Origin of the sequence: Noviherbaspirillum sp. (genome assembly GCF_035254865.1) — a bacterium.
In the GTDB taxonomy this organism is placed as follows: domain Bacteria; phylum Pseudomonadota; class Gammaproteobacteria; order Burkholderiales; family Burkholderiaceae_D; genus Noviherbaspirillum.
The window spans coordinates 1-25,206 of sequence record NZ_DATFAF010000088.1 but is presented as its reverse complement, the minus strand read 5'-3'; the positions used below and the strand labels follow the sequence as shown (position 1 = coordinate 25,206).

The following is a 25,206-nucleotide window of genomic DNA, read 5'->3' as shown; positions in this document are numbered from 1 at the left end:
GAATACGTCGCGACCCTGGCCATGCTCGAGAAAAAGCGCGCCATGGCGGAGGTGAAAACATTTACGCCGCGCGATGTCGAATTGCCCTACGCAGTCACCCTGGCGCAAGCCTTGCCCGAGGGTTCGAAGATGGACTGGATCATCGAGAAGGCGGTGGAACTGGGCGTTGCCGCGATCCAGCCGATCGCCGCCCGGCGTTGCGTGGTCCGTCTGTCGGCCGAACGAACAGCCAGAAAGCTGGAACACTGGAACGCCATCATCGCATCCGCCTCCGAGCAAAGCGGCCGCAACCGGCTTGCGAATCTGGGCGAACCGGCCGAATTCGACGACTGGATCGGGCAGCAGGACTTGCATCGTCGCATTCTCTTGTCGCCGCGCGGCGGACAATCCCTGTCGGACTGGGCTCGCCATCACCCTCCGCAAGCGGTTGCGCTGCTGATCGGCCCAGAAGGCGGATTCACGGAACAGGAAGAGTCGGTGGCGATCAGCCAGGGCGTGCTGCCCTTGTCGATGGGGCCGCGCGTGCTGCGGACCGAAACCGCCGGGCTGGCCGCACTGGCCGCCTTGAACGCCGTGTGGGGCGAAATCTGACCGCGTTTAAGCCGAAATCAAACAACGTTCCGATTTCCGCCCGTAAATCGGCGCTTTCTTTTATGGTGACTGCTTTATCCACGCAAGCGGAGATGCACCATGGGTATTCTCGACAAAGCATTCGAAATGCTTGGCGACAATCACTTGCCGATGATGGATTCAAGAACGCGTCTATTGCAGGCGGCGCTCGCATTGCTCGCGAACAATGGCCAGGCCGGCGGATTGCATGGGCTGGTAGAGCAGTTCAGCGAAGCAGGTCTGGGGAATGTCATCCATTCGTGGATCGGGGCCGGACAAAACGTGCCGATCACCGGCGAACAATTGCACCAGGCACTGGGCGAAGGCCAGTTGCAGCAAATCGCGGAGGAAACCGGGCTAGCGGAAAATGAAACCGCAGACCGCCTGAGTGAGATGTTGCCGGATCTGGTAGACAGACTGACGCCCGCCGGACATATTCCGCCAGGCGGCTTGGGAAACATGAGTACGCTGCTGGATTATTTTCTGGGCCGCTTCCAGTAACGTCCAATAAGGAAGCGGATGTGCATCGACATTGTCGCGAAGCGCAGATTTCCGCGACAATGGCCGCATGCAATGGCTCCGTCAATTTTTCAGTCGCGATACTCCGCGCATTCCGGATCTGCTCTGGCAGGACTGCGTCATGCGTCTTGCCTTCTTGCAGCGACTATCGCCGATTGAGCTGGAGCGCCTGAAAGCCTTGTCCGAGACATTACTTGGTAAAAAGACATTTACCGGCGCGGCAGGGTTTGAACTGACGGACGAAATCGCGGTGGATATTGCCGCGCAGGCCAGTTTGCCGGTCCTCAATCTCACGCTTGATCTATATGCCGACATGGCCGGCATCATCGTCTACCCGTCAGCCTTCATCATCCCGCAGAGCGAAATGGACGAAGCCGGAGTCGTGCATGAATGGCATGAACCAGCTTCCGGCGAAGCCGTCGGTGCCGGCGGCGCCGTTGTGCTGTCCTGGGAAGACGTACAGGAGCGCGGCGCGCCGGGATACAACGTCGTGATCCACGAATTCGCACACAAGATCGATATGGGCGACGGTCGCGCGAATGGATGTCCGCCCTTTCTCGCCGCCTGGCACGAAGGCCTCGATCCACGCCTGTGGCAAAGAACGTTTTCCGCTGCATATGCCGACTTCGACCGCCGCGTCCATGCCCTGGAAGACCAGCTCCCGGACGATTTCGATGACGCCGACGAAGCCGATGCCGCGCTCTACGATGAGTTGCTCGGCACCCTGCCGCTCGATCCCTATGCGGCAAGGCATCCGGCGGAATTTTTCGCGGTCGCCTCGGAAGCGTTTTTCGTACTGCCGGAGCCGCTGGCCGACGACTATCCAGAAATCTATCGTTTGTTGGCGCAGTATTATCGCCAGGACCCGCTCCGGCGCTGAAATCAAGCCCTTGCAACAAAGAAAACCGACGGAAAGCGCTTATAATCATAGGTTTTTCGACGGTTTCTTTAGACTGCCCTGCATGAAGGTATTTCGCGGACTTCCCAATGCTGCATCGCGTGCGCCGTGCGCGCTGACCATCGGCAACTTCGATGGTGTTCATCGCGGGCACCAGGCGCTTCTGGCGCGTGTGCGCGAGGCGGCCACTACGCTCAATGTCGAAGCCGCCGTGATGACTTTCGAGCCGCATCCACGCGAATTTTTCGCACTGCTCGCCGGTGATATTGCCAAGGCACCAGCCCGGATCGCCAATCTGCGCGACAAATTGCAGGCGCTCTCGAACGCCGGCATCGATCGTGTCATCGTCGAGCATTTCAACGCCCATTTCGCATCGATGTCGCCGCAAGACTTCGTCGAAAAGGTGCTGGTGCAAGGCTTGCACGTGAAATGGCTGATGGTCGGCGAAGATTTTTGTTTTGGCGCCAAGCGCGCCGGCAATGTCGCCATGCTGATGGAGGCCGGCAAGAAATACGGATTCCATGTCGAGGCCATGCCCACTATCACCAATGGCGGCACGCGCATCTCGTCCTCCGCGGTGCGCTCCGCACTGGCCAACAGCAACTTCGCGCTCGCCGAACAACTGCTCGGTCATCCCTACGCAATTTCGGGCCATGTCATTCACGGCAAGAAGCTGGGACGCACCATTGGCTTTCCGACACTGAACCTCCGTATTGCACATCGACGCCCGGCGCTCTCCGGCATCTTCGTGGTGCAGGTGCGCGGTCTGGCCGACCGGCCTTTGCCGGGCGTCGCCAGTCTCGGCGTGCGGCCTACCGTGGAGGACAGCGGGCGCGTGCTGCTGGAAACCTATGTATTCGACTATGCGCAACCGTGCTACGGCAAAGTGGTGCACATCGAATTCCTCAAGAAACTGCGCGACGAAGAGAAATATGTCGACCTGCCGACACTGACAGCGGCGATCGAGAATGATGCGCAGCAGGCGCGCGCCTTCTTCAAGGAACGCGAGATGCAGGCTGTCTCCGCCACCGACCGAATTTGACGATCGAACATGAATCTTCCTGTTTGATCCACCATTTTTACGATTGAAACCATCATGTCCGAACAAAAAAACAAGTATCCGGTCAACCTCACCGAAACCGCATTCCCGATGCGCGGCGACCTCGCCAAGCGCGAGCCGAAGTGGGTGAAGGAATGGCAGGACAAGAAGATCTATCAACGCATCCGCAAGGCGTCCGCAGGCCGCCCCAAGTTCATCCTGCACGACGGTCCGCCCTATGCGAATGGCGACATCCATATCGGCCACGCGGTCAACAAGATCCTGAAGGACATGATCGTCAAGGCACGCAACATGGCGGGCTTCGACGCGCAGTACGTGCCGGGCTGGGACTGCCACGGCATGCCGATCGAGATCCAGATCGAGAAACAGTACGGCAAGCATTTGCCGACTGCCGAAGTGCTCGCCAAGTCGCGCGCCTACGCGACCGAGCAGATCGAGCGCCAGAAGAAGGACTTCATCCGCCTGGGTGTGCTCGGCGAATGGGATCATCCGTACAAGACCATGGATTTCGGGAATGAAGCCGACGAAATCCGCGTGCTCGGCGGGATTCTCGAAAAAGGCTATGTCTATCGCGGCCTGAAGCCGGTCAACTGGTGCTTCGATTGCGGCTCTGCGCTGGCGGAAGCGGAAGTCGAATACCAGGACAAGCGCGACCCGGCGATCGACGTCGGTTTCCCGTTTGCCGAACCCGACAAGATCGCGCACGCCTTCGGCCTCGACAAGCTGCCGACCGAAAAAGGCTACGCAGTGATCTGGACCACCACGCCGTGGACCATTCCCGCCAACCAGGCCCTGAACGTGCATCCCGACCATCGCTATGCGCTGGTGCAGACCGAGCGCAAAGGCGAAACCATCCTGCTGCTGCTCGCGGTGGAACTGGTCAACGCCTGTCTGCAGCGCTACGGCCTGGAAGGAAAGATCATTGCAACCGCCTCCGGCGAAGCACTGTCGATGCTGAAGTTCAGGCATCCGTTCGCCGATGCCGACAAGGGTTATGACCGCTATTCGCCGATCTATGTCGGCGAATACGTGACGCTCGATACAGGTACCGGCATTGTTCACTCGGCACCGGCCTACGGCCTGGACGACTTCCAGTCCTGCAAGGCGCACGGCATGACCGATGACGAAATCCTGAAACCGGTGATGGGCGACGGCAAGTATGCGTCCTGGCTGCCCTTCTTCGGCGGCATGACCATCTGGGAAGCTTCCAAGCCGATCTGCGAAAAACTGGAAGAAGTCGGCTCGCTGTTCAAGCTCGTGATGTTCGAACACAGCTACATGCACTGCTGGCGCCACAAGACGCCGATCATCTATCGCGCGACCTCGCAATGGTTTGCCGGCATGGATGTGACGCCGAAGGCTGGCGGTCCGACCTTGCGCGAAACCGCGCTGGCCGGCATCGAAACCACCGCTTTCTATCCCGGCTGGGGCAAGGCGCGTCTGCACGGCATGATCGCCAACCGTCCCGACTGGACCTTGTCGCGCCAGCGCCAGTGGGGCGTGCCGATGGCCTTCTTCGTGCACAAGGAAACCGGCGAACTGCATCCGCGCACCCCGGAATTGCTGGAAGCGGTTGCGAAACTGGTGGAAAAGAACGGCATCGAAGCCTGGCAGGCACTCGATCCGAAAGATCTGCTCGGCGCCGATGCCGACGTCTATGTGAAGAACAAAGACACGCTCGACGTCTGGTTCGATTCCGGCTCCACGCATCAGACGGTGTTGCGCGGTTCGCACGCGGCGCAATCGCACTTCCCGGCCGACTTGTATCTGGAAGGCTCGGATCAGCATCGCGGCTGGTTCCACTCCTCGCTGCTGACGTCCTCCATGCTGAACGGACAGCCGCCGTACAAGGCGCTGCTCACGCACGGCTTCGTGGTCGACGGCGAGGGCAAGAAAATGTCCAAGTCGAAAGGCAACGTGGTAGCGCCGCAAAAGGTGTCGGACACGCTGGGCGCGGAAATCCTGCGTCTGTGGGTGGCGTCAACCGATTACTCGGGCGAACTGTCGATTTCCGATGAAATCCTGAAGCGCGTGGTGGAAGCCTATCGCCGCATTCGCAACACGCTGCGCTTCCTGCTGGCGAACACCTCCGATTTCGATCCGAAGAAGGACGCCGTACCGGTCGCCGAATTGCTCGAAATCGATCGCTATGCGATTGCGCGCATGGCGGAACTCCAGGCCGAGATCCTGCAGCATTTCGACGTCTACGAATTCCACCCGGTCGTCGCCAAGCTGCAAATGTACTGCTCGGAAGACCTCGGCGGTTTCTACCTCGATATCCTGAAGGACCGCCTGTACACCTGCGGCACAAATTCGAAGGCGCGCCGTTCCGCGCAGACCGCGATCTGGCATATCACGCATGCGCTGTTGCGCGTGATGGCGCCGATGCTGTCGTTCACCGCCGAAGAAGCGTGGTCTGTATTCGCCGGCAAGGACACTTTCGAAGAAAGCGGCGAAACCATCTTCACACAGGTGTACTATGCACTGCCGGAAGTTGCGGGCGCCGCGGAGTTGCTGAGCAAATTCGCCGCGCTGCGCGATTTGCGCGCAAATGTGACCAAGCAACTGGAAGAAGTTCGGGTGGCGGGCGGCATCGGCTCGTCGCTGCAGGCGGAAGTGGAAATCAAGGCCAGCGGCGACAAGTATGCACTGCTGAACAGCCTGGGCGATGACTTGAAGTTCATCTTCATCACGTCGCAGGCAAAGCTCACACAGGTTGCCAGCGAAGCCGAGGAAGGAGTGATTGTGACGCCGTCGACACACCAGAAATGCGAACGCTGCTGGCACTACCGCGCCGATGTCGGTTCGCATGCGGATCATCCGGGGATTTGCGGGCGTTGCGTAAGCAACTTGTTCGGCAGCGGCGAGGCAAGGAAGTTCGCTTAGCCCATTGATCATTCTCGCGCAGGGCGCGGACGGCATGACCGGATTTCGCGCCCCGCTCCCACGAGGATGACATTCATACAGAGTCGATATGGCCAAACAAAAGAGTTTCAAAAGTCTTTCTGCCAGTCCCAGCACCAGCCTGACACCCTGGCTTGGCATTGCCGCCATCATTATTCTGATCGACCAGATCAGCAAGGTGGTCATGAGCAGGTTGTTCGTCTTTGGCGAATCACGACCCGTGACCTCGTTCTTCAATCTGGTCCTGGCGTACAACAAGGGCGCAGCGTTCAGCTTTCTCGCCAACCAGGCAGGCTGGCAGCGCTACGTTTTCACCGGCATTGCCATTGCCGCCGTGATCTTCATCGTCTATTTGCTCAAGCGGCACGCAGGCCAGCGGATGTTTTGCTGGGCGCTTGCGCTGATCCTCGGCGGGGCGATCGGCAATCTGATCGACCGTATCGTTTACGGACACGTGATCGACTTCCTCGATTTCTATGTCGGTACCTGGCATTGGCCGGCATTCAATGTGGCGGACATGGCCATCGTGGGCGGCGCGGCCTTGTTTGTGCTGGACGAGTTGCGGCGCGTGGGAAAATAAGCCGCCCTTCTTTGCTACACTACCGAGCTTTGGATAATCCTGCAGCCGGTGAAGCTTGGCCTGGCGTCCCGCAAATGCGGGGCAAACGGATGGGAATCGGCACCCGCGATACCCTGCAAGTCACCCCTGCGATGACATATCAGGAGGCCACATGGATCTCGCTGGCAAAAGAATCGTTCTCGGCATGACCGGCGGCATTGCCTGCTACAAGGTCGCGGAGTTCACGCGCGGCCTGACCAAGGCAGGCGCGTCGGTGCAAGTCGTGATGACGCAGGCCGCCACGCAGTTCATCACCCCGGTCACCATGCAGGCGCTGTCCGGCCATCCGGTGTATACCGACCAATGGGATGCCCGGATCGATAACAACATGCCGCATATCGATCTCAGCCGCGACGTGGATGCGATCGTGATTGCGCCCTGCTCCGCCGATTTCATGTTCAAGCTGGCACATGGCGCATGTGACGATTTGCTCTCGACATTGTGCGTCGCGCGCCCCATGACCTTGCCGCTGATGGTGGCGCCGGCCATGAACGTCGAGATGTGGCAGAACGCCGCCACGCAGCGCAACCTTGCGCAACTGAGGACGGACGGCATTGCCATTCTCGGACCCGATGCGGGCGAGCAGGCATGCGGCGAAATCGGCATGGGTCGCATGCTGGAGCCGGAGCAGCTGCTGGAGGAAGTGGTTGCCTCTTTCCAGCGCAAGGTCCTCGCCGGAAAACGCGTCTTGCTGACCGCCGGTCCGACCTTTGAACCGATTGATCCGGTACGAGGAATCACCAATCTTTCCTCCGGCAAGATGGGCTATGCGATCGCCCGCGCGGCACGCGAAGCCGGCGCGGAGGTGACGCTGATTTCGGGTCCAACGACGCTGCCGACACCGTATGGCGTGCATCGCATCAACGTGCAGACCGCACAGCAGATGCATGACGTCGTCATGTCGCATGTCAGCGGACAGGATGTGTTCATCGCGGTCGCGGCCGTGGCGGACTGGCGCGTGACGAATGCCAGCGAACAAAAGCTGAAGAAGAACGGCGAGGACGATATACCGCATCTCCAGTTCGAGCAAAATCCGGACATCCTCGCATCCGTTGCCGCCTTGCCGAACAAGCCGTATTGCGTGGGCTTCGCCGCCGAATCGGAAAACCTGCTGCGCTACGGCGAAGAGAAGCGCAAGAAGAAAGGCGTGCCACTCCTGGTCGGGAACATCGGTCATCAAACCTTCGGCAAGGATGAGAACGAGCTGGTGCTGTTCGACGACAAGGGGAATCAGCGCCTGCCGCGCGCCGACAAACAGGACCTGGCGCGCCAGCTCATCGCGGAAATCGCAATTCGCATCTGATTCGGCTTCAGCTGTATCTTTTTGTAACCCCCGTCCAGCCTTGCGGGCGTCTCACTTTATCCTTAATGTCCATGAAAACCATTGCAGTCAAAATCCTTGATCCCCGCATGAAAGAGCAACTCCCGGCATACGCGACGCAAGGCAGCGCAGGACTGGATTTGCGCGCGTGCATCGATGTCCCGCTCACTATCAAGCCGGGTGAAACGCACCTGATTCCGACCGGCCTTGCGATCCATATCGCGAACCCAGGTTACGCCGCAATGATCCTTCCGCGCAGCGGTATGGGCCACAAACACGGCATCGTGCTGGGGAACCTGGTCGGACTGATCGATTCCGATTATCAAGGACAACTGATGGTGTCGACCTGGAATCGCGGACAGGCGGAGTTCACGCTCAACCCGATGGAACGCCTGGCGCAATTGGTCATCGTTCCTGTTCTGCAGGTTGGCTTCAAGGTCGTCGAGGAATTCGATAACAGCGAGCGCGGTGCCGGAGGATTCGGCAGCACCGGAAAACATTAATCGAATGGAGACCGGCATGATGCGATTCGCTTCGCTACGATTGAAAGGTGCAGCAACAAGAAATCGCTTGCTGCTTTCTGCCGCCGTCCTGTTGACAGCCTGCGCCACCACCGTTTCCACGCCGCCGGGCGCGCAACCGGAAAGCCCATCCGGTGCGCAGAAGCCGGTGCCGGCGCAAGCGGTCAGCCAGGCGGAATTGCAGGCGTTGCAGTCGCTGATCTCGCTGCAGGATCGCCTGTATCGCGTCGCTGCGCCGCTGCTGGTGAACAATCCCGAGCTTTGCAAGAACAACGCGCGCAATCTCCTCGGCTTTACCGCAAAAACGAAATACTCCTATTCGGCCGAGTTCGTCGATGCCACACAAAAGGCACTCGGCTTGAATGAGCGTCTGCAGGTGATGGGCGTTCTTCCGGGGAGCGGTGCCGCGAGTGCCGGTGTGCGCCGCGGCGATGTCCTGGTTGCCGTTGAAGACAAGGCCATGCCCACGGGCGAGAATGCGGAACACGATGCCGCAGCGGTGCTGGCGCCTCTCGTCATGCATCGTTCCAGTGTGAAGCTGACCGTCATGCGCGATGGTGCCAACTTGGCCCTCAATGTTCCCCTGACCTATGCCTGCGCATTCGGCGTCGAGCTCGGCAATGCCGATAACGTTGCGGCATACTCCGACGGCTATCGCGTGCTGATCACGCGCGGGATGATGAATACTGTGCGTTCCGACGACGAACTCGCCTATGTTGTGGCGAAGGAAATGGCGCATAACGCCCTGTCGCACGCCACCCGGCTGAAAATGAGCGCCACCGTCGGCGGCATCATTGATAACCTGCAGCGGGCCCATCCGGATATGAGCACGATGGTGGGCCTGGCCGGCGTCAAGCCGATGCCCGCAGAACTGGACGGCATGGCGGACAAGCTGGCGCTCTATATGCTGGCGCGCGGCGGCTACGACATCACGCAGGTTGTGCCATTCTGGAAGCGGATGGCGAGCCAGTTTCCGCCGTCGACACTCAATGCCTATACGGCAATGCATCCGGCCACGAATTATCGCGTCGCGGCGATGGAAAAAGCCGCCAAGGAAATCAAGGCGAAACAGTCTGCCAAGCGACCGCTGATGCCGTAACTTCCCGCCATGCCCTGCAAGCCGCCGCAATCGATGCCGGCGGCTTTTCCCCATACCGAGTTTGTGCACTACCCAGTGCAAATGCGCTCGGCGTCAAAATTGCCCGGTGTCCGCCGGCTGGTTCCGGCAAGGCACGCTTCTCCCTCGTTTCTTATCTTCGACAACGATCGGTCGGCCATGCCGTCCATCCGCCAGCATTCGCGCGTTGCCATTTCGCGACAATTCCTTCTCTCTGCTTCCAGCCCCAAAAAGCTTCTGAGCGGCTTTGAAACGCAAATGAGAACTGTTATCATTTGCAATAATTCGATTTAACGCGACCAATTTACTCAACATTTCTCGAACAAGAAGGAGTTCTCATGTTTTCAGCCTCGCTCTCCGCGCCGCTCAAGCGCATCGTCCTGACACTTGCCGCTGGAGCGGCGCTCAATGCCTATGCAGTCGAGTATCCGATCGGCTCGCCGCAGCAGCGTTTCGGGATGGAGATTGCGGCCGTGTACCTGCAGCCGGTGGCAATGGAGCCGGACGGCATGATGAAGAAGGCCGAGGAATCGGACATTCATATCGAAGCGGATATCAAGGCGCTGGGCGGCAATCCCAACGGATTCGAAGAAGGTTCCTGGATTCCTTACCTGATCGTGAAATACGAAGTAAGCAAGAGCGGCTCCGGCCAGAAGGTGAGCGGTGAATTCATGCCCATGGTCGCCAACGACGGTCCGCATTACGGCGACAACATCAAGCTGTTTGGCCCCGGCAAGTATCACGTCAAGTACACCATTCTTCCGCCATCGGAAAACCAGCATGCGCACTTCGGCCGCCATACCGACCGCCTCACTGGCGTACGGCCGTGGTTCAAGCCTTTCGACGTGGAATATGACTTCACATACGTGGGAATCGGCAAGAAAGGCGGCTACTGAACATGGATCTGCGTGTCCAATTGAAACCGCTGGCCATCGCGGTCGCGTTGATCTGTGCCGCCGGCGGCGCCCATGCGGCCCCGCAGTCGCAGGCCGAATTGATCAAGCTGATCGAAAAGCTCAACCAGCGCATGGAACGCCTGGAGCAGCGCAATGCGGCACTGGAACGCGAGCTGCGCGACAGCCGCAAGCAGGCGCAGCAAGGCCCCGCAGCCGAAGTGGAAAAGCGTCTGAAGGCGCTGGAGCAGCATCAGGAAGGCATCGCCATGGGTCTGGAAAGCGACACCATCAGCGAAAAGGAGCCGGAACTCACCAGCCGCCTGAAGGCGGTCGAGGTACAGGCACAGGGCATGCAGTCAACGGTGAAAAAGGTCAGCGCGCTCGACGGCCTGAAGGCCGGGCTCAGCCTGACGACGGTAGCGCAACGGCCGTCGGGTATCGCTGGCTTTGGCAGTCAGCTCAACTACCGCGCCGACGCCGCCGTGGAGCTGCCGCTGGAGGCCATTGGCGACATTGAACACAAGATCTTTGCCCATGTCCGCCTCGGCCAGGGCGCCGGTCTCAACGACCTGCCGACCTTCTCCAGGGCGAATGCGACGGCCTTCCGGCTGGACAGCCTGCGTCATGACGACGCGGTCGCGCTGCTGGCAGAAGCCTGGTACCAGGCCAATATTCCCCTGCCCTTCGGCGGGTTCAAGCCGCAGTCGAAGGAAACGCTGGAAGTCACCTTCGGCAAGATGGATCCGTTCGGATTCTTTGACCAGAACGCGGCCGCTGGCGACGAAGCACGCCAGTTCATGAATCTGGTCTTCGTGCACAACCCATTGCTCGACGCGGGTGGCGACATCGGCGTGGATGCGAACGGATTCACGCCGGGGCTGCGCCTGTCATATGTCAATGCCACGCAAAAGCCGCAAACCTGGCGCGTCTCGATGGCTGTGTTCGGTGCGGGCGACAAGGGCTCCAACTATCAGCGCAGCCTTGCCTCGCCGCTGGTGATGCTGCAAGCGGAAACGGAACAGCGCCTGTTCGGCGGCCTGCCCGGCAATTACCGTGTCTATGCATGGAACAATCCGCGCGCCAGCCATTTCGACGTCAACGTTACCGACACCGAGCGGCACAGCGGCTGGGGCATTTCCGCAGATCAGCGCGTCGGTGACGGCTTCACGCTGTTTGGTCGTTACGGTCATCAAATGCGAGGGAACGTGAGCTTCGATCGCGCTCTCACGCTCGGCACGGAATTGAACGGGTCGTACTGGAATCGCGGCGGCGACGTGCTCGGTCTGGCCGCCGGCTGGCTGAGGACGAGCCAGGATTACCGGAGCTTTGCAAACGTCGGCAATGCGGAACGTGTCGGCGAACTGTATTACCGCTATCGCATCAGCAAACAGTTCGAGCTGTCGCCGAATTTCCAGTACATCGGGCATCCAGGTGGCGACAGTACCGCCGAAGCCATCAAGATCCTCGGTCTGCGCGCCCAACTCAACTACTGAGGTACGCAATGTCTTTCTCTTCGCGCCGATTTTTCGGCTCCTTGCTGGTCCTGATCGTCCTGCTCGCACATGCCTCATCATTTTCCGCGGACCTGCCGACCTTCAATCTGGTGATCCGCAACGGGCACTTCGTTCCGGAAACCACGGAAGTGCCGGCCAATACCAAGTTCCGCTTGTTAATCAAGAACGAAGGGCCGGGCGCGGAGGAGTTTGAAAGTGCCGAACTGCACAAGGAAAAAGTGCTGGCGCCGGGCGCCTCCAGCTTTCTCATTTTCCAGCCGCTCAAGCCGGGAACCTACAAATTCTTCGGCGAGTTTCATCCGGATACCGCTCAAGGCCGGATTATCGCCAGGTAAGAACTGATCCGCATGCACACTCCTTCTGTCTCCAGCGGCTGCGCAAGCGCCGCGCGGCCGGCCCCGACCCGCCGCGGCCTGGTCGTGAAAATCGGCAGTGCGATGCAGCGCAATCGGCGCGTGATTCTCGCGATTCAATGGGTCGTTGTGTTCTTTTATCTGCTGTTGCTGATCGTACCGGCCTTCATGCCGATTCCGCCGGACGACGCGCATATCTACAACAACCTGCGCTTGTTCGCGCAATTCATGTTCTGGGGCATCTGGTGGCCCTTCGTCATGCTGAGCACCATGCTGCTGGGCCGCGTCTGGTGCGGCGTGTTCTGCCCGGAGGGCGCGCTGACGGAAATGGTGAGCCGGCATGGGCTCGGCCGCGCGATCCCGCGCTGGATGCGCTGGGGCGGCTGGCCTTTCGTCGCCTTCGTTTGCACCACGGTATACGGCCAACTGGTCAGCGTTTACGAATATCCGCAAGCGGCCTTGCTCGTATTGGGTGGTTCGACCGTGGCAGCCGTCGCGGTCGGCTTCGTCTTTGGCAAGGGCAAGCGTGTCTGGTGCCGTTACCTGTGTCCGGCCAATGGCGTTTTCGCCTTGCTCGCGAAAATCGCGCCGCTGCATTTCCGTGTCGATGAAGAAGCATGGAAGCGCAACACAGAGCGCCTGCCCATGGTCGATTGCGCGCCGCTGATCGACATTCGCCACATGAAAAGTGCATCGGCTTGCCATGCCTGCGGGCGTTGCAGCGACTATCGCGGCGCGGTGCAGCTTGCCGTCCGCAACCCGGCCAGCGAGATCATCAATACGCGCAGCAAGGATGTGAGCCATGGCGAAGCGTTGACGCTCATCTTTGGCGTGCTCGGGATTGCTACAGCGGCATTCCAATGGTCTTCCAGCCGGCTGTTCGTGCAGATGAAAACCGCAGCCGCAACCTGGCTGGTGGAACATGATGCATTCACGCTTCTGCGAGACAATGCGCCGTGGTGGTTACTCACCCATTATCCGCAAGCCAATGACGTCTTTACCTGGCTCGATGGTTTGTGCATCCTCGTCTATATCCTCGGCGGCGGTACGGCCCTGGGCGTGGCTGTGCTGGCACTTATCTGGTTGGCGGCACGCATTGCCAACCTGCCTGCGCTGCCTTGGCGGCGCCTGGCAATGGGATTGGTGCCCTTGGCCGGAATGAGCGTATTCCTCGGCCTGTCCATGCTGACCCTGGGCCATCTGAAAGCGGAGAGAGTGTCGTTGGAATGGGTGGCGCCTGTACGCATCCTGTTGTTGACGGCGGGAAGCGGTTTTTCAGCTTTGCTCGGCTGGCGCCTGCTTGCACTGCGGATTTCGATCCGGCGCTTGCTGGCCTTCGCCGTCTATCTCTTGCCGGTTGCTCTGATTGAGCTGGTCTGGGTGATTGCGTTCTTCGTCTGAGGCAGAAAGACGACGCCGGTCGCAATCACCGATCAATGGCGACATGTTCCTCCATTGTTATTACAAGGAAGAACAATGTCGTTACCCGGAACTCATACGATCTGCTGGCAGGGAATGTCGCAGGCCGATCAATTCCACTTTCCACCGACTCCGAAGCGGCCGCCGCCGAGCAGCATGACGGCAATGGCGACAATGAAGTACATGCCCTGCAGTTCAAGCGCCCATCCGCCCGTCTTCGACAAAGTGAAAAACTGCGTCGTGTGCGCCAGCAGCACCGCGACAAGCATGTTGACTGCAATCACGAATGCGGCCGGCCGCGTCCATGCGCCAACCAGCACCAGCACAGGCGCCAGCACTTCTCCGATAAATACCAGATAGCCCAGTGCCGGCGGCATGCCCATCTTTGCCACCATGCCTGTGATCGGGCCTATCCCGCCCAGGATTTTTGACACGCCATGAAAAAGAATGAGGATGGCCAGCGAAACCCGCAGCAAGAATTTCGCCATGTCCTCCGATACGCCGCCTGCCTGGATCCTGTACATGGTAGTTCCTTTCGATTTGTTGTTCTCCGTAGATTATGCCTTCGAAATTATTCCTGCATCGGTTCAGATACTTTTTGAAATGAAATAGTTCTGTGCGCTGACTATGTCTGCACTGATCGAATCGGACCCGGCGCTGTCTATGTTGAGGTGTATGTCAGTTCAACCAGCCGCCTCAACCCGAAAGGATCACTATGAGTACCAGCAAGAATGTTGCCATTTTCGTCGGCAGCCTGCGCAAGGAATCGCTGAATCGCAAGCTCGCCAATGCGCTGACCGCCTTGGCGCCGGATGGACTCAAGCTCGACATCGTCGAGATCGGCAATCTGCCGCTGTTCAGCCAGGACTTTGAAGCCGATCCGCCGCAGACCGTGCGCGACTTCAAGCAGCGGGTGCAGGATGCGGACGCAGTGTTGTTCGTCACGCCGGAATACAACCGTTCGATGCCGGGCGTATTGAAGAATGCGATCGACGTCGCGTCGCGCCCCTATGGTCAAAGCGCCTGGAGCGGCAAACCGGGAGCTGTCATCAGCCTGTCGCCCGGTGCCATCGGCGGCTTCGGTGCCAACCAGCACTTGCGCCAATCCATGGTGTTTCTGGACGTGCCGATGATGCAGCAGCCCGAAGCTTACATCGGCAACGCATCCAAACTGTTCGATGACAAGGGCGAAATCACGAGCGATTCGACGCGCGAATTCCTGCAGAAATTCCTGCAGTCATTCGCGCAATGGATCGAGCGCAATTCGCCGAAAAAGTAAGGCCCGCCAGTTGGATGAGAGGAATGCTCAGGCTTCCAGCTTCGCGTCCATCGTTATCTTCGCGTTGAGCAGTTTGGAAACCGGGCATCCCTCCTTGGCCCGGTCCGCCGCCGCCTGAAACGCCTTCGGGTCGGCACCGGGAATTTTCGCCGTGAGGTTCAGGTGGATGGCGGTGATCGCAAACCCGTCGTCCACCTTGTCCAGCGTCACCTCGGCACTCGTGCGCAAGCTTTCCGCCGTCATGCCGGCCTCGCCCAATTGCGCCGACAAGGCCATTGTGAAGCAGCCGGCGTGGGCCGCTGCAATCAGTTCTTCCGGATTGGTGCCCGGCTCGTTTTCGAAACGCGTCGTGAAGCCGTAGCGCGTATCTTTCAGGGTGCCGCTTTGTGTCGAGATGCTGCCTCTGCCATCCTTGAGGCCGCCGGTCCATGCGGCCGATGCCGTGCGTTTCATGTCAACTCTCCTAACGTGAGAAAACCTTCGATAGCACCGCCTTCCATCAGCGGCGCCGCTTCTTCTTTTTCGGCGGCGAAGCAAGCCATGCACCGCTCCAGAACTCGGTCATCTGCTGGATGTTCTTCTTCATCACGGTTGCGGCCTGACGTTTGCCTTCGGCCGTGGCACGACCGCGTGCCGAACCGGCGATCGCGTTGGCACCGCTCAACCACATGCTCATCCAGGGATTCTTCTTGGTCCACGGATTCTTCATCGCTGCTCCTTGCTCTCGTGCACAGCTCGCTGCGCATTGTGCACGGCGAAATGTGCCATTCATTAGGACACCGGCGAACGCGAAAGTTCGACCGGTCCCGGCAATGCAGCAGGGCATGAATAGAAACTTTTGGTTGATAAATCGCGTCGAACGAATGTCGATCTACAAGTTGATCGGAGGATCTGCATCATTTGTTTTTCTCATGCACTTTAACCAGGCAGCACGCATTCGGAGACACGCAATGGGATTTGCAAACAAGAACAAATTGTTGATTACCCTGGCTGCACTCTCTTTCTGCAGCACCGTCGCAAGCGCGCAGCAAACACCCTCATCCGACGCCAAACCTGTGGCAAAACAAGCTTCAAAGAAATCGGGTATCGATCACTCGGGCAAGGCACGCCGCGGTAAAGCCTCGTACTACGCGAAGAAATTCCACGGCAAGAAGATGGCCGACGGCACGCCGATGAATCCGCAATCGAATGTGGCAGCAAGCAAGACGCTGCCGCTAGGCACCAAGGCGAAAGTCACCAACCTGGAAAACGGCAAGAGCGAGGTCGTCGAGATCCGCGATCGCGGTCCCTATGTGGATGGCCGCATCGTCGACCTGTCGCCGAAAACCGCCGAGAAGCTCGGCATCAAGGAAGCAGGCGTTGCACCGGTGGAGGTCAAGCCGCTTGAAGTGCCGCAGACCGACGGCAGCGTGAAGCTGGGTGCAGCGGCATCCGAGAAGAGCGAACCGAGCGAACACTGAGGCTCGCGCGCCGCGTTCATTTCACCTCAGAATGTATTGAAGAGCGACTTTGCCGTGCCTGTGATATCGGGCAGGAGATAGATGGAAAGCGCGGCACAGTTGAGAACGACCGTCAGCCAGAATACGCTCCGGAACGATCGCTTTGCCGATTTGTGGCGAAACAGCCCTTGCGCGATCAGCGCGCCCGGCCAGCCGCCAGCAATGCCAAACAGATGCAGCGTGCGCTCGCTGGTGCGCCACTGGTTCCGCTGGGCCGCCGATTTGTCGACGGCATACACGACAAAGGTCGCCATGCTCATGGCGAAATAGGCGATCAGCACGAACGACGGCAACTTGTCCGAAACGACAGCCGCAAACATCACTGCAAAGAAGGATGTCGCAAAAATCATGCGCGCCGCCTGTCCATTTCACAGGCTTCATGTGTCAGTGCGAATAGTCCCATTCCGTATTCCTCCCGTTATCGTGCAAACAAGGGTAGCACGATCACCGCCCACGTCACGCCGGCGAGCGCCAATGCAAGAAACACCGCCGCACTGCCAAAGTCCTTTGCGTTCTTTGACAAGGGATGATGTTCGAATGAAACGCGGTCGACCACTGCCTCGATCGCCGAATTGAGCAACTCGACGATCAACACCAGGATCAGCACGGCAATCAGGGCAAGCTTCTGCAAGGCCGGCAGCGGCAGCAGCAATGCAATCACTACACCGGGAACAACGAGCATGAGTTCCTGGCGGAACGCGTGCTCGCTTCGCCATGCGGTCCTGAATCCGTGCATCGAATACAAAAGAGCGGCGTAAATTCGCTTTACGCCGCTCTTGCTCTTGAATTCGCTGGTTTGGTGATGTCCTGTCATCTTCGTTCTTTATATAACTCGCGGAACGTCTTGCCGGACGGTGCAGGCATCTCGCGGTAATCGGTCCAGCCGCTGGCACCCGGAAGCTTCGAAATCGTCTTCTTGTCGCCGGCCATGAAGCGCATTAAGCGTACACCGATTCTGGTTGCGAGTCGATACAAGGCCGGCCGCTTGGCGACAAAGGCCCAGATCATCAAGCCGAGGCGCTCGGACCCGGGGCGCAAGTGTTCGTCGACTTGCTTTTCACGCAACTTGCGCAGCAAATCGGGCAGCGGGATTTTAACAGGACAGACGACATGGCATTCGCCGCACAGCGTGGATGCCTGCGGCAGATCGAGAGCGTTTTCAATGCCCGCATAGGAAGGTGTGAGCACGCTGCCCATCGGCCCCGGATACACCCAGCCGTAGCTGTGCCCGCCGATCTTCTGATACACCGGGCAGTGATTCATGCAGGCGCCGCACCGTATGCAGCGAAGCATTTCCTGAAACTCGGTGCCCACCAGTCCGGTACGGCCGCCATCGACCAGGACGTAATACATGTGTTGCGGACCGTCGACGTCGCCTTCGCGTTTCGGACCGGTCAGCAGCGAGACATAGTTCGAAATCGACTGTCCGGTTGCCGAGCGCGGCAGCAAACGCATCACGGTCGCGAAATCCTCCAGCGTCGGCAGCACCTTTTCGATGCCGGTGACCACCACATGCACTTTGGGCGGCAGGATGGTGCACATGCCCTCGTTGCCTTCGTTGGTGACAATCGCCACCGAACCGGTTTCGGCAATCAGGAAATTGCCGCCGGTGATGCCCATGTCGGCCGAGAGGAACTGCGGACGCAGCATTTCCCGCGCCTCGCGCGTCATCTCGGGGATGTCGGTCAGACGCGGCCTCTTGTGCACGCGGGCAAACAGGTCGGAAATCTCTTCCTTGTCCTTGTGCACGACCGGCGCGATGATGTGCGACGGCGCTTCGTTGTTGTTGATCTGCAGGATGTATTCGCCGAGATCGGTTTCAATCGGCTGCACCCCGGCTGCTTCCAGCGCATGGTTGAGCGCCATTTCTTCCGACACCATCGACTTCGACTTGGTTGCCTTCTTGACGCCGTGCTTCTTTGCGATCTCGACTACCAGGCGCGAGGCCTCTTCCGCGCTCTCCGCGAACAGCACGGTCGCACCGCGGCGCATGGCTTCGGTTTCGAAGGTTTCCAGCCATACGTCGAGGTTTTCGATGGCACGCATGCGACGTTCGATGGCCGCATCGCGCGTGCCTTCGAAGTCATCGAGTTCGGTGATCGCGGATGCGCGCCCGGTGACGAATTTGGTGGAAAGTTTTTTCAGGTTTTGCTGCAAGCGCTTGTCGGCCAGTTTTTCGCCGACACGCGCCTTGAAGTGCATCGATTGAATCTGCATCAAGCGTCTCCCGCCAGGATTTGCGCGACATGCAGCACCTTCGTTTTGTCATCCCCGGTGCGGCGCAGTCGGCCTTCGATATTCAACATGCAGCCAAGGTCGCCCAGGACTACCGCTTCCGCACCCGATTCATGGATGTTCTCGCATTTCTCATCGACGATGGCCGAGGAAATGTTGCCGTATTTGATGGCAAAGGAACCGCCGAAGCCGCAGCACTGGCGGTGATCTTTCATTTCCGTGACTTCCACGCCGACTTTTTCGAGCAGCGCACGCGGTTGTTTTTCCACACCCAGTTCGCGCAAGCCGCAACAGGAATCGTGATAGGTCACCTTGCCCTTGATGCTGCATTTGCCTTCACCGGGAAGCTTTTCCAGCTTGACGACATTGCACAGGAAATCGGTCAGCTCATAGACGCGCGGCACCAGGCGCTGCATTCGTTTCAGCCAGGCAGGATCGTCGGAAAACAGGTCAAGATAGTGCACCTTGACGTTGCCTCCGCAGGAACCTGACGGAATAACAACATAGTCGAATTGTTCAAACTCCTCGACGAATTTCTCTGCCAGCGCGCGCGCGGCCTTGCGGTCGCCCGAGCTGTAGCCAGGCTGGCCGCAGCAGGTTTGCGACTCCGGCACGACGACTTCGCAGCCGGCTGCCTCCAATAGTTTCAGCACCGAAAAACCGATTTCCGGACGCATCATGTCAATCAGGCAGGTATGAAAAAATCCGACACGCATGACGCTGTCTCCTCAGGTTGGCATGGCTATCATTATGACGTGACCGGGAAGAAAATAAACGACGAATACGGATGAAATAAATTCGAGTATTGTCCCCAATATTTTTTGCACGACTTTTTCATTTTTTCACAATGTGGTATAAGATATCTTATTGCAACGCACCAAGCCTGATATGAAACCTGAACAACCATCCGAGAACAGTCAAATTTCGATCCAGGTGATCGAGCGCATGATTTCGCTTCTGGATGCGCTCGCGCAGTATCCGGATCCGGTCAGCCTGAAGGAGCTCTCCAGCGTCACAGGGCTGCACCCCTCAACCGCTCATCGCATTTTGAATGACCTGGTGGTCAAACGTTTTGTCGATCGCGCCGAGGCCGGCTCATATCGCCTCGGCATGCGACTGCTGGAACTGGGAAACATCGTCAAGAGCCGCCTGAACGTGCGCGAAGCCGCGCTCGATTTCATGCGTGCCCTGCATCGCAAGACGCATCAGACGGTCAATCTGTCCGTGCGACAGGGCGACGAAATCGTGTACATCGACCGCGCTTTTTCGGAACGCTCGGGCATGCAGGTGGTCCGCGCCATCGGCGGCCGCGCTCCCCTTCACCTGACCTCGACCGGCAAGCTGTTCCTGTCCATCGACGACCCCAAGCTGGTTCGCTCCTATGCGACGCGCACCGGCCTGGCCGGGCACAACAAGAACTCGATTACCGATCTCGCAAAACTGGAACGGGAATTGAGCCTTGTGCGTGCACGCGGTTTTGCGCGCGACAACGAGGAGCTGGAACTCGGCGTTCGCTGCATCGCGGCCGGAATCTATGACGATTCCGGCAAACTGATTGCAGGCCTGTCGATTTCCGCACCGGCGGATCGCCTGCAGGAAGAATGGGTGGAAGATCTGGTCACTACCGCGAACCAGATTTCTGCCGTACTCGGTTACGTACCGGAAGGCGCGGCGGCCTGAAGCCAGGGATTTTGACAGCCCGGCGAAAAACCGCGCGAGCCAGCCTCGCCCGAGTTTTTCATCGATCAGTCAGACCACACGTCGATAAAGTCCCTGCTCCGGTGCGATCGCCTTGTAGCGCGACATCATGTGCGCGGTATCCAGCCCGCCATCCGCATCGACACTCAGGATACCGAACAGCGGCATGCTGTCGTAAAAGAGCCGCAGCGCGCGACGGCGCAACATGGTGCCGAACTCGGCCAGCGCCTGCCTGCAGATAATCAGCTGAAATTCATTGAACGACGCATTGGTGACAAGGCTGTACTGCGCCCAGGTGATATTGCCGCGCAATGCGTCACTGAAAACCGCTTGCCCGTCTTCTTCACGACAGTAGCCGCGCAGGTCCGACTTGCCGCCGCTCTGGCGATAGCTCTCCGCATATTCCTCCAGACAGTCGATCGCAAATCGTCCGCTGCTCGCCTCGTGCAGCAGCGATTCGCTTTCAGCCGTCGCGAAAATCTGCGTCTTCTCCAGCAGATTTTCTTCAGCCAGGAGAATCGACAGCGCGCAGGCATCCACGGCGGACAAGCATTCCGCGATCCATATCCTGGGTGACGGGCAGGAGCGCAGCAAGGGCACCAGCGCTGCCCGCAATGCATGCAGATAGCCAGGATCGTCGAGCAAGCCCGCAGAGTGCGCACTCAGTTCACGCAGCAAACTGTCCGCCGCACCCTCCTCATGCATCACGCGTTCCTGGAGCGCAGAAACAGTCTGGACGCCAAACCTTTGCATCAGGACGTGCAATTTGTGCTGCAGGGTCGCGCGCCGGTAGCCGCGGAAGTCGTGCCCGAAGCGTCGGAAAACGCCTTCCAGCAAGAGGTCCGTCTCGAGATCCTCGACCGACTCCACGCGGGTCGCCAGGATTTCTACTGATGCAGCCATACGCGCATCAGCGAAAGCAGCTGCACCACGTCCACCGGCTTGGTGATGTAATCCGACGCGCCGGCAGCCAGGCATTTATCGCGGTCGCCCTTCATTGCTTTCGCGGTCAGGGTAATGATCGGCAGCGACTTGAACTTGGGGATGGAACGAATCACGCGCATCGTGTCGTAGCCGTCCATCTCCGGCATCATGATGTCCATCAGGACGATTTCAATGCTCGGATCCTTTTCCAGCACTTCGATGCCATCCTTGCCGTTCTCGGCGAACAGCACTTTCATCTGCTGACGCTCCAGCACCGAACTCAGCGCGAAAATATTGCGCAAGTCGTCATCCACGATCAGCACCGTGCGACCGGCCAAACCACCGTCGGCCACCTGGATGTCTTCCAGCATGCGGCGCTGCAGCTCCGGCAGGCTGGTCGGCGAACGATGCAGGAACAGAGCCGTTTCATCCAGCAAGCGCTCGGGAGAACGCGCATCCTTGACCACAATCGTCTTGGCGATGCGCTTCAGGCGCGTGACCTCCTTGCGCGTCAGGTCCTTGGCGGTGTACACGACCACTGGCAGGTCGCGCAAGGCGGCATCGTCACCGATCTTGTCGAGCAGTTCAAAGCCGCTGATGTCCGGCAGCGTGAGATCCAACACCATGCAGTCGAAATGCGTGGAGTGCAGTGCGTCGAGCGCTTCCTTGCCGCTTCCGACAGCAACGATATGCACGTCGTTGCTGCCGATCAGATCGACGATGGCGCCCTGCTGCATTACATCGTCATCCACCACCAGCAGGCTCGACTTCCCGCGCATCAGGAACTGCTGAATGCGCGTGAATTCTTCCTGCAGCCGGTCGAGGTTCACCGGCTTGTGCAGATACGAGATCGCTCCCGCACGCAGTACGCGCTCGCGCTCCTTCAGGTTGGTCAAGACATGCACCGGAATGTGGCGCGTCGATGGATCGCGCTTGAGACGCTCAAGTACCGTAAAGCCGTCGATGTCCGGCAAATCGAGGTCGAGCAGGATCGCCGCCGGCAGGTAATCGCGTGCCAGCGTGAGTGCGGAATCTCCTTGATGGGTGACGATGCCCTTGAAATTCTTCTCGCGCGCATGGTCGAGCAATATGCCGGCAAAGCGTGTGTCGTCCTCCACGATCAGTACCGACGGATCACCCGGCGCAACGAGCGCCCGGTCGTCCGATGAAGCTTCATAGGGCAGGCGCGGCGGCTCGATATTCAACGCGGCAACACTCAACTCGTCGACGTCCGATACATCTGCCGCTTGCACCATGCGCGATACGCCGGATACACGCGACGGCAAAGCGGACTGGTCATAGTCGACGAAGCCGGCGCGGTTATGGGGGAGGAACAGCGTAAAGGTGCTGCCCACCCCGATCATGCTTTCCACCCGGATCTCGCCGCCCAGCAGTCGCGCCAGCTCGCGGCTGATGGAAAGGCCGAGGCCGGTGCCGCCGTATTTGCGCGCGGTACTGCCGTCGGCTTGCTGGAAGGCTTCGAAAATCAGCTGCAGCTTGTCGGCCGCAATGCCGACGCCGGTATCGGCCACCGAGAACGCGAGCACCGCATCGGCCTGGTTGAGATAGGGGTGATCCGCCGACCAGCCGCCGTTGGCCATGCCGATGCGCAGCGACACCTCGCCGTGGCTGGTGAACTTGAACGCGTTTGACAACAGATTTTTCAGGATCTGTTGCAGGCGCGTGGTATCGGTCATCATCGCCGTCGGCAGATTGTCGGCCAGCTCGACCGAGAAGTTCAACTGCTTGGCCTCGGCCATGTGACGGAAGGTGCGCTCGACGTAAGCGCTGAGCGTGCGGAAGCGGTATTCGCTGACTTCCAGGGTCACCGTGCCCGACTCGATCTTCGACAAATCGAGGATGTCGTTGATCAGCGTCAGCAGATCGCTGCCCGAGCCGTAAATCGTCTTGGCAAACTCGACCTGGCGTTCGGTCAGGTTGCCTTCCGGGTTGTCGGAAAGCTGCTGCGCCAGGATCAGCAGACTGTTGAGCGGCGTGCGCAATTCATGCGACATGTTGGCGAGGAACTCGGACTTGTACTTCGACGACAAGGCGAGCTGCGTGGCCTTTTCCTCCAGCGCCAGCTTGGCCTGTTCGACTTCCCGGTTCTTGCGTTCCACCTCGATGTTCTGCTCGGACAGCAAGCGTGCCTTTTCCGCCAGCTCCAGGTTGGTCTGCTGCAGCTCCTGCGCCAGCGACTGCGATTGCATCAACAGGCTTTCGGTACGGCTGTTGGCTTCGATCGTGTTGAGCACGACGCCGATGGTTTCCATCAACTGATTAAGGAAAGACAAATGCGTTTCGGTAAAGCGGTCGAGCGATGCGATTTCAATGACCGCTTTCACCTGCTGCTCGAACAGGATGGGCAGCACGACGATATTGCTCGGCGGCGCAGCGCCAAGGCCGGACGATACCTGGATGTAGTCGCGCGGAACGTTGGTCAGCCAGATACGCTGCTTTTCCAGCGCACACTGACCCACCAGTCCTTCGCCCCGCCCGAAGGAAGTCGGCAACCTGCGGCTGGAGCGGTAACCGTAGCTGGCAATCATGCGCAAGCGCTCATCGTGGTCCTGCGAGTCCATCATGTAGAACACGCCATGATGTGCGGAGACCAAGGGCGCGAGTTCGGAAAGAATCAGCGTCGTCACCGCCGTCAGATCGCGCTGCCCCTGCAGCAGCCGGGTAAAGCGCGCCAGGTTGGTCTTCAGCCAGTCCTGCTGCGCGTTCTTCTGCGTGGTTTCCTTCAGGTTGCGGATCATCTCATTGATGTTGTCCTTCAGGTCCGCCACCTCGCCGCGCGCCTCCACCTGGATGGAACGCGACAAGTCGCCGCGTGTCACCGCCGTCGCCACTTCCGCAATCGCGCGCACCTGCGTGGTGAGAGTCGCCGCCATCTGGTTCAGGTTCTCGGTGAGATCCTTCCAGGTACCGGCTGCGCCAGGCACCGATGCCTGGCCGCCGAGTTTGCCCTCCACACCCACTTCGCGCGCCACCGTGGTCGCCTGATCGGCGAACACGGCCAGGGTGTCGGTCATTTCATTGATGGTGTTGGCCAGTGCCGCAATCTCGCCGCGGGCCGCCACGGTCAGTTTCTTCTTCAGATCACCGTTCGCCACCGCCGTGACCACGCCGGCGATACCGCGCACCTGCGCGGTCAGGTTCGCCGCCATGAAGTTCACGTTGTCGGTCAGGTCCTTCCATGTACCGGCCGCGCCCTCGACCTGCGCCTGTCCGCCCAGCTTGCCCTCGGTGCCCACTTCGCGCGCCACGCGTGTCACTTCCGATGCGAACGAGGAAAGCTGGTCCACCATCACGTTGATGGTGTCTTTCAGCTCGAGAATTTCGCCCTTCACGTCCACGGTGATCTTTTTCGACAAATCGCCGCGCGCCACCGCCGTGGTCACTTCCGCAATGTTACGCACCTGACCCGTCAGATTCGATGCCATGAAGTTCACGTTGTCGGTCAAATCCTTCCAGGTACCCGATGCACCGGGCACATTGGCCTGGCCGCCGAGGCGGCCTTCGGTGCCCACCTCGCGCGCCACGCGCGTCACTTCCGATGCGAAGGACCGCAACTGGTCCACCATGGTGTTGATCGTGTCCTTTAGCTGCAGAATCTCGCCGCGCACGTCCACCGTGATCTTCTTCGACAAGTCGCCATTCGCCACCGCAGTCGTCACGTCCGCGATGTTGCGCACCTGCGATGTCAGGTTGCCTGCCATCGAGTTCACCGAGTCGGTCAGATCCTTCCACGTACCCGCCACGCCCGGCACGTTCGCCTGTCCGCCCAGCTTGCCCTCGGTACCCACTTCGCGCGCCAC

The 25,206-nt window shown here is 59.4% G+C and carries 25 protein-coding genes; 16 read left to right on the top strand and 9 right to left on the bottom strand.

The window, feature by feature from the left end:
- The 13 genes from VJ651_RS21820 to VJ651_RS21760 all read left to right on the top strand — a co-directional run.
- On the top strand, positions 1–591 hold a 591-nt coding region (locus VJ651_RS21820; protein WP_324109451.1), incomplete at its 5' end, for a 16S rRNA (uracil(1498)-N(3))-methyltransferase.
- A gap of 99 nt (positions 592–690) precedes the next feature.
- On the top strand, positions 691–1,110 hold the full coding sequence (locus VJ651_RS21815) for a YidB family protein (RefSeq protein ID WP_324109450.1): 420 nt from the start codon (positions 691–693) through the stop codon (positions 1,108–1,110).
- Between the two features lie 67 nt (positions 1,111–1,177).
- Positions 1,178–2,008: a M90 family metallopeptidase gene (locus VJ651_RS21810; RefSeq protein WP_324109449.1), complete on the top strand. Its 831-nt coding sequence runs from the start codon at positions 1,178–1,180 to the stop codon at positions 2,006–2,008.
- Between the two features lie 82 nt (positions 2,009–2,090).
- Positions 2,091–3,068 (top strand): bifunctional riboflavin kinase/FAD synthetase, encoded by a 978-nt coding sequence (locus VJ651_RS21805; RefSeq protein WP_324109448.1) that lies wholly within the window; start codon positions 2,091–2,093, stop codon positions 3,066–3,068.
- A 54-nt stretch (positions 3,069–3,122) separates the two neighbouring features.
- On the top strand, positions 3,123–5,972 hold the full coding sequence (gene ileS / locus VJ651_RS21800; protein ID WP_324109447.1) for an isoleucine--tRNA ligase: 2,850 nt from the start codon (positions 3,123–3,125) through the stop codon (positions 5,970–5,972).
- Positions 5,973–6,060: 88 nt separating this feature from the next.
- Positions 6,061–6,570: a signal peptidase II gene (lspA, locus tag VJ651_RS21795; protein WP_324109446.1), complete on the top strand. Its 510-nt coding sequence runs from the start codon at positions 6,061–6,063 to the stop codon at positions 6,568–6,570.
- Positions 6,571–6,721: 151 nt separating this feature from the next.
- Entirely contained in the window at positions 6,722–7,912 is a 1,191-nt protein-coding gene (gene coaBC / locus VJ651_RS21790; RefSeq protein ID WP_324109445.1) for a bifunctional phosphopantothenoylcysteine decarboxylase/phosphopantothenate--cysteine ligase CoaBC, read from the top strand.
- A gap of 71 nt (positions 7,913–7,983) precedes the next feature.
- Positions 7,984–8,433: a dUTP diphosphatase gene (dut, locus tag VJ651_RS21785; RefSeq protein ID WP_324109444.1), complete on the top strand. Its 450-nt coding sequence runs from the start codon at positions 7,984–7,986 to the stop codon at positions 8,431–8,433.
- Between the two features lie 16 nt (positions 8,434–8,449).
- Positions 8,450–9,550: a M48 family metallopeptidase gene (locus tag VJ651_RS21780; protein WP_324109443.1), complete on the top strand. Its 1,101-nt coding sequence runs from the start codon at positions 8,450–8,452 to the stop codon at positions 9,548–9,550.
- Between the two features lie 356 nt (positions 9,551–9,906).
- The gene (locus VJ651_RS21775; RefSeq protein WP_324109442.1) at positions 9,907–10,464 is read left to right on the top strand and encodes an iron transporter; all 558 of its coding nucleotides are present in this window, start codon (positions 9,907–9,909) and stop codon (positions 10,462–10,464) included.
- Positions 10,465–10,466: 2 nt separating this feature from the next.
- A complete protein-coding gene (locus VJ651_RS21770) occupies positions 10,467–11,957 on the top strand; it encodes a carbohydrate porin (protein ID WP_324109441.1) in 1,491 nt (496 codons plus the stop codon).
- An 8-nt stretch (positions 11,958–11,965) separates the two neighbouring features.
- Positions 11,966–12,313 (top strand): cupredoxin domain-containing protein, encoded by a 348-nt coding sequence (locus VJ651_RS21765; RefSeq protein WP_324109440.1) that lies wholly within the window; start codon positions 11,966–11,968, stop codon positions 12,311–12,313.
- A 12-nt stretch (positions 12,314–12,325) separates the two neighbouring features.
- Entirely contained in the window at positions 12,326–13,732 is a 1,407-nt protein-coding gene (locus VJ651_RS21760; RefSeq protein ID WP_414691375.1) for a 4Fe-4S binding protein, read from the top strand.
- Positions 13,733–13,860: 128 nt separating this feature from the next.
- On the opposite strand, the gene VJ651_RS21755 is transcribed toward VJ651_RS21760, so the two are convergent.
- On the bottom strand, positions 13,861–14,274 hold the full coding sequence (locus VJ651_RS21755; protein WP_324109439.1) for a DoxX family protein: 414 nt from the start codon (positions 14,272–14,274) through the stop codon (positions 13,861–13,863).
- A gap of 191 nt (positions 14,275–14,465) precedes the next feature.
- Here VJ651_RS21755 and VJ651_RS21750 point away from each other — a divergent pair, with 191 nt between their 5' ends.
- Positions 14,466–15,029 carry an NAD(P)H-dependent oxidoreductase gene (locus VJ651_RS21750; RefSeq protein ID WP_324109438.1) on the top strand — a complete coding sequence of 188 codons (564 nt, stop codon included), beginning with the start codon at positions 14,466–14,468 and terminating at the stop codon, positions 15,027–15,029.
- Between the two features lie 27 nt (positions 15,030–15,056).
- On the opposite strand, the gene VJ651_RS21745 is transcribed toward VJ651_RS21750, so the two are convergent.
- The gene (locus tag VJ651_RS21745; protein WP_324109437.1) at positions 15,057–15,482 is read right to left on the bottom strand and encodes an OsmC family protein; all 426 of its coding nucleotides are present in this window, start codon (positions 15,480–15,482) and stop codon (positions 15,057–15,059) included.
- Between the two features lie 46 nt (positions 15,483–15,528).
- Complete coding sequence (locus VJ651_RS21740) at positions 15,529–15,738, bottom strand: hypothetical protein (protein ID WP_324109436.1); 210 nt, start codon at positions 15,736–15,738, stop codon at positions 15,529–15,531.
- A gap of 241 nt (positions 15,739–15,979) precedes the next feature.
- Here VJ651_RS21740 and VJ651_RS21735 point away from each other — a divergent pair, with 241 nt between their 5' ends.
- Positions 15,980–16,489 carry a septal ring lytic transglycosylase RlpA family protein gene (locus VJ651_RS21735; RefSeq protein WP_324109435.1) on the top strand — a complete coding sequence of 170 codons (510 nt, stop codon included), beginning with the start codon at positions 15,980–15,982 and terminating at the stop codon, positions 16,487–16,489.
- A 26-nt stretch (positions 16,490–16,515) separates the two neighbouring features.
- On the opposite strand, the gene VJ651_RS21730 is transcribed toward VJ651_RS21735, so the two are convergent.
- From VJ651_RS21730 to VJ651_RS21715, 4 genes are all read right to left on the bottom strand, one after another.
- On the bottom strand, positions 16,516–16,809 hold the full coding sequence (locus VJ651_RS21730; protein WP_324109434.1) for a DUF1294 domain-containing protein: 294 nt from the start codon (positions 16,807–16,809) through the stop codon (positions 16,516–16,518).
- Between the two features lie 137 nt (positions 16,810–16,946).
- The gene (locus VJ651_RS21725; RefSeq protein WP_136418491.1) at positions 16,947–17,342 is read right to left on the bottom strand and encodes a diacylglycerol kinase; all 396 of its coding nucleotides are present in this window, start codon (positions 17,340–17,342) and stop codon (positions 16,947–16,949) included.
- On the bottom strand, positions 17,339–18,745 hold the full coding sequence (locus tag VJ651_RS21720) for a LutB/LldF family L-lactate oxidation iron-sulfur protein (RefSeq protein ID WP_324109433.1): 1,407 nt from the start codon (positions 18,743–18,745) through the stop codon (positions 17,339–17,341). The genes VJ651_RS21725 and VJ651_RS21720 overlap by 4 nt, the downstream gene beginning before the upstream one ends.
- A complete protein-coding gene (locus tag VJ651_RS21715; RefSeq protein ID WP_324109432.1) occupies positions 18,745–19,479 on the bottom strand; it encodes a (Fe-S)-binding protein in 735 nt (244 codons plus the stop codon). Before VJ651_RS21715 ends, VJ651_RS21720 begins: the two co-directional genes overlap by 1 nt.
- A 172-nt stretch (positions 19,480–19,651) precedes the next feature.
- Between VJ651_RS21715 and VJ651_RS21710 the strand changes: the two genes are divergently transcribed.
- Entirely contained in the window at positions 19,652–20,443 is a 792-nt protein-coding gene (locus VJ651_RS21710) for an IclR family transcriptional regulator (RefSeq protein ID WP_324109431.1), read from the top strand.
- 69 nt (positions 20,444–20,512) lie between these two features.
- Here VJ651_RS21710 and VJ651_RS21705 read toward each other — a convergent pair whose 3' ends face one another.
- Positions 20,513–21,364 (bottom strand): CheR family methyltransferase, encoded by an 852-nt coding sequence (locus VJ651_RS21705; RefSeq protein WP_324109430.1) that lies wholly within the window; start codon positions 21,362–21,364, stop codon positions 20,513–20,515.
- Positions 21,349–25,206 (bottom strand): response regulator (locus VJ651_RS21700; protein WP_324109429.1); only part of this gene is annotated, 3,858 nt, incomplete at its 5' end. The genes VJ651_RS21705 and VJ651_RS21700, both read right to left, overlap by 16 nt.

Excerpts from the sequence above, each read along its gene's own strand:
- VJ651_RS21740 (WP_324109436.1), bottom strand. The coding sequence starts at position 15,738 with ATGAAGAATCCGTGGACCAAGAAGAATCCCTGGATGAGCATGTGGTTG.
- VJ651_RS21735 (WP_324109435.1), top strand. The coding sequence starts at position 15,980 with ATGGGATTTGCAAACAAGAACAAATTGTTGATTACCCTGGCTGCACTC.
- ileS (WP_324109447.1), top strand. The coding sequence starts at position 3,123 with ATGTCCGAACAAAAAAACAAGTATCCGGTCAACCTCACCGAAACCGCA.
- coaBC (WP_324109445.1), top strand. The coding sequence starts at position 6,722 with ATGGATCTCGCTGGCAAAAGAATCGTTCTCGGCATGACCGGCGGCATT.
- VJ651_RS21775 (WP_324109442.1), top strand. The coding sequence starts at position 9,907 with ATGTTTTCAGCCTCGCTCTCCGCGCCGCTCAAGCGCATCGTCCTGACA.
- VJ651_RS21815 (WP_324109450.1), top strand. The coding sequence starts at position 691 with ATGGGTATTCTCGACAAAGCATTCGAAATGCTTGGCGACAATCACTTG.
- lspA (WP_324109446.1), top strand. The coding sequence starts at position 6,061 with ATGGCCAAACAAAAGAGTTTCAAAAGTCTTTCTGCCAGTCCCAGCACC.
- VJ651_RS21720 (WP_324109433.1), bottom strand. The coding sequence starts at position 18,745 with ATGCAGATTCAATCGATGCACTTCAAGGCGCGTGTCGGCGAAAAACTG.
- VJ651_RS21745 (WP_324109437.1), bottom strand. The coding sequence starts at position 15,482 with ATGAAACGCACGGCATCGGCCGCATGGACCGGCGGCCTCAAGGATGGC.
- dut (WP_324109444.1), top strand. The coding sequence starts at position 7,984 with ATGAAAACCATTGCAGTCAAAATCCTTGATCCCCGCATGAAAGAGCAA.
- VJ651_RS21760 (WP_414691375.1), top strand. The coding sequence starts at position 12,326 with ATGCACACTCCTTCTGTCTCCAGCGGCTGCGCAAGCGCCGCGCGGCCG.
- VJ651_RS21725 (WP_136418491.1), bottom strand. The coding sequence starts at position 17,342 with ATGACAGGACATCACCAAACCAGCGAATTCAAGAGCAAGAGCGGCGTA.
- VJ651_RS21705 (WP_324109430.1), bottom strand. The coding sequence starts at position 21,364 with ATGGCTGCATCAGTAGAAATCCTGGCGACCCGCGTGGAGTCGGTCGAG.
- VJ651_RS21755 (WP_324109439.1), bottom strand. The coding sequence starts at position 14,274 with ATGTACAGGATCCAGGCAGGCGGCGTATCGGAGGACATGGCGAAATTC.
- VJ651_RS21765 (WP_324109440.1), top strand. The coding sequence starts at position 11,966 with ATGTCTTTCTCTTCGCGCCGATTTTTCGGCTCCTTGCTGGTCCTGATC.
- VJ651_RS21750 (WP_324109438.1), top strand. The coding sequence starts at position 14,466 with ATGAGTACCAGCAAGAATGTTGCCATTTTCGTCGGCAGCCTGCGCAAG.
- VJ651_RS21715 (WP_324109432.1), bottom strand. The coding sequence starts at position 19,479 with ATGCGTGTCGGATTTTTTCATACCTGCCTGATTGACATGATGCGTCCG.
- VJ651_RS21810 (WP_324109449.1), top strand. The coding sequence starts at position 1,178 with ATGCAATGGCTCCGTCAATTTTTCAGTCGCGATACTCCGCGCATTCCG.
- VJ651_RS21780 (WP_324109443.1), top strand. The coding sequence starts at position 8,450 with ATGATGCGATTCGCTTCGCTACGATTGAAAGGTGCAGCAACAAGAAAT.
- VJ651_RS21770 (WP_324109441.1), top strand. The coding sequence starts at position 10,467 with ATGGATCTGCGTGTCCAATTGAAACCGCTGGCCATCGCGGTCGCGTTG.
- VJ651_RS21805 (WP_324109448.1), top strand. The coding sequence starts at position 2,091 with ATGAAGGTATTTCGCGGACTTCCCAATGCTGCATCGCGTGCGCCGTGC.
- VJ651_RS21710 (WP_324109431.1), top strand. The coding sequence starts at position 19,652 with ATGAAACCTGAACAACCATCCGAGAACAGTCAAATTTCGATCCAGGTG.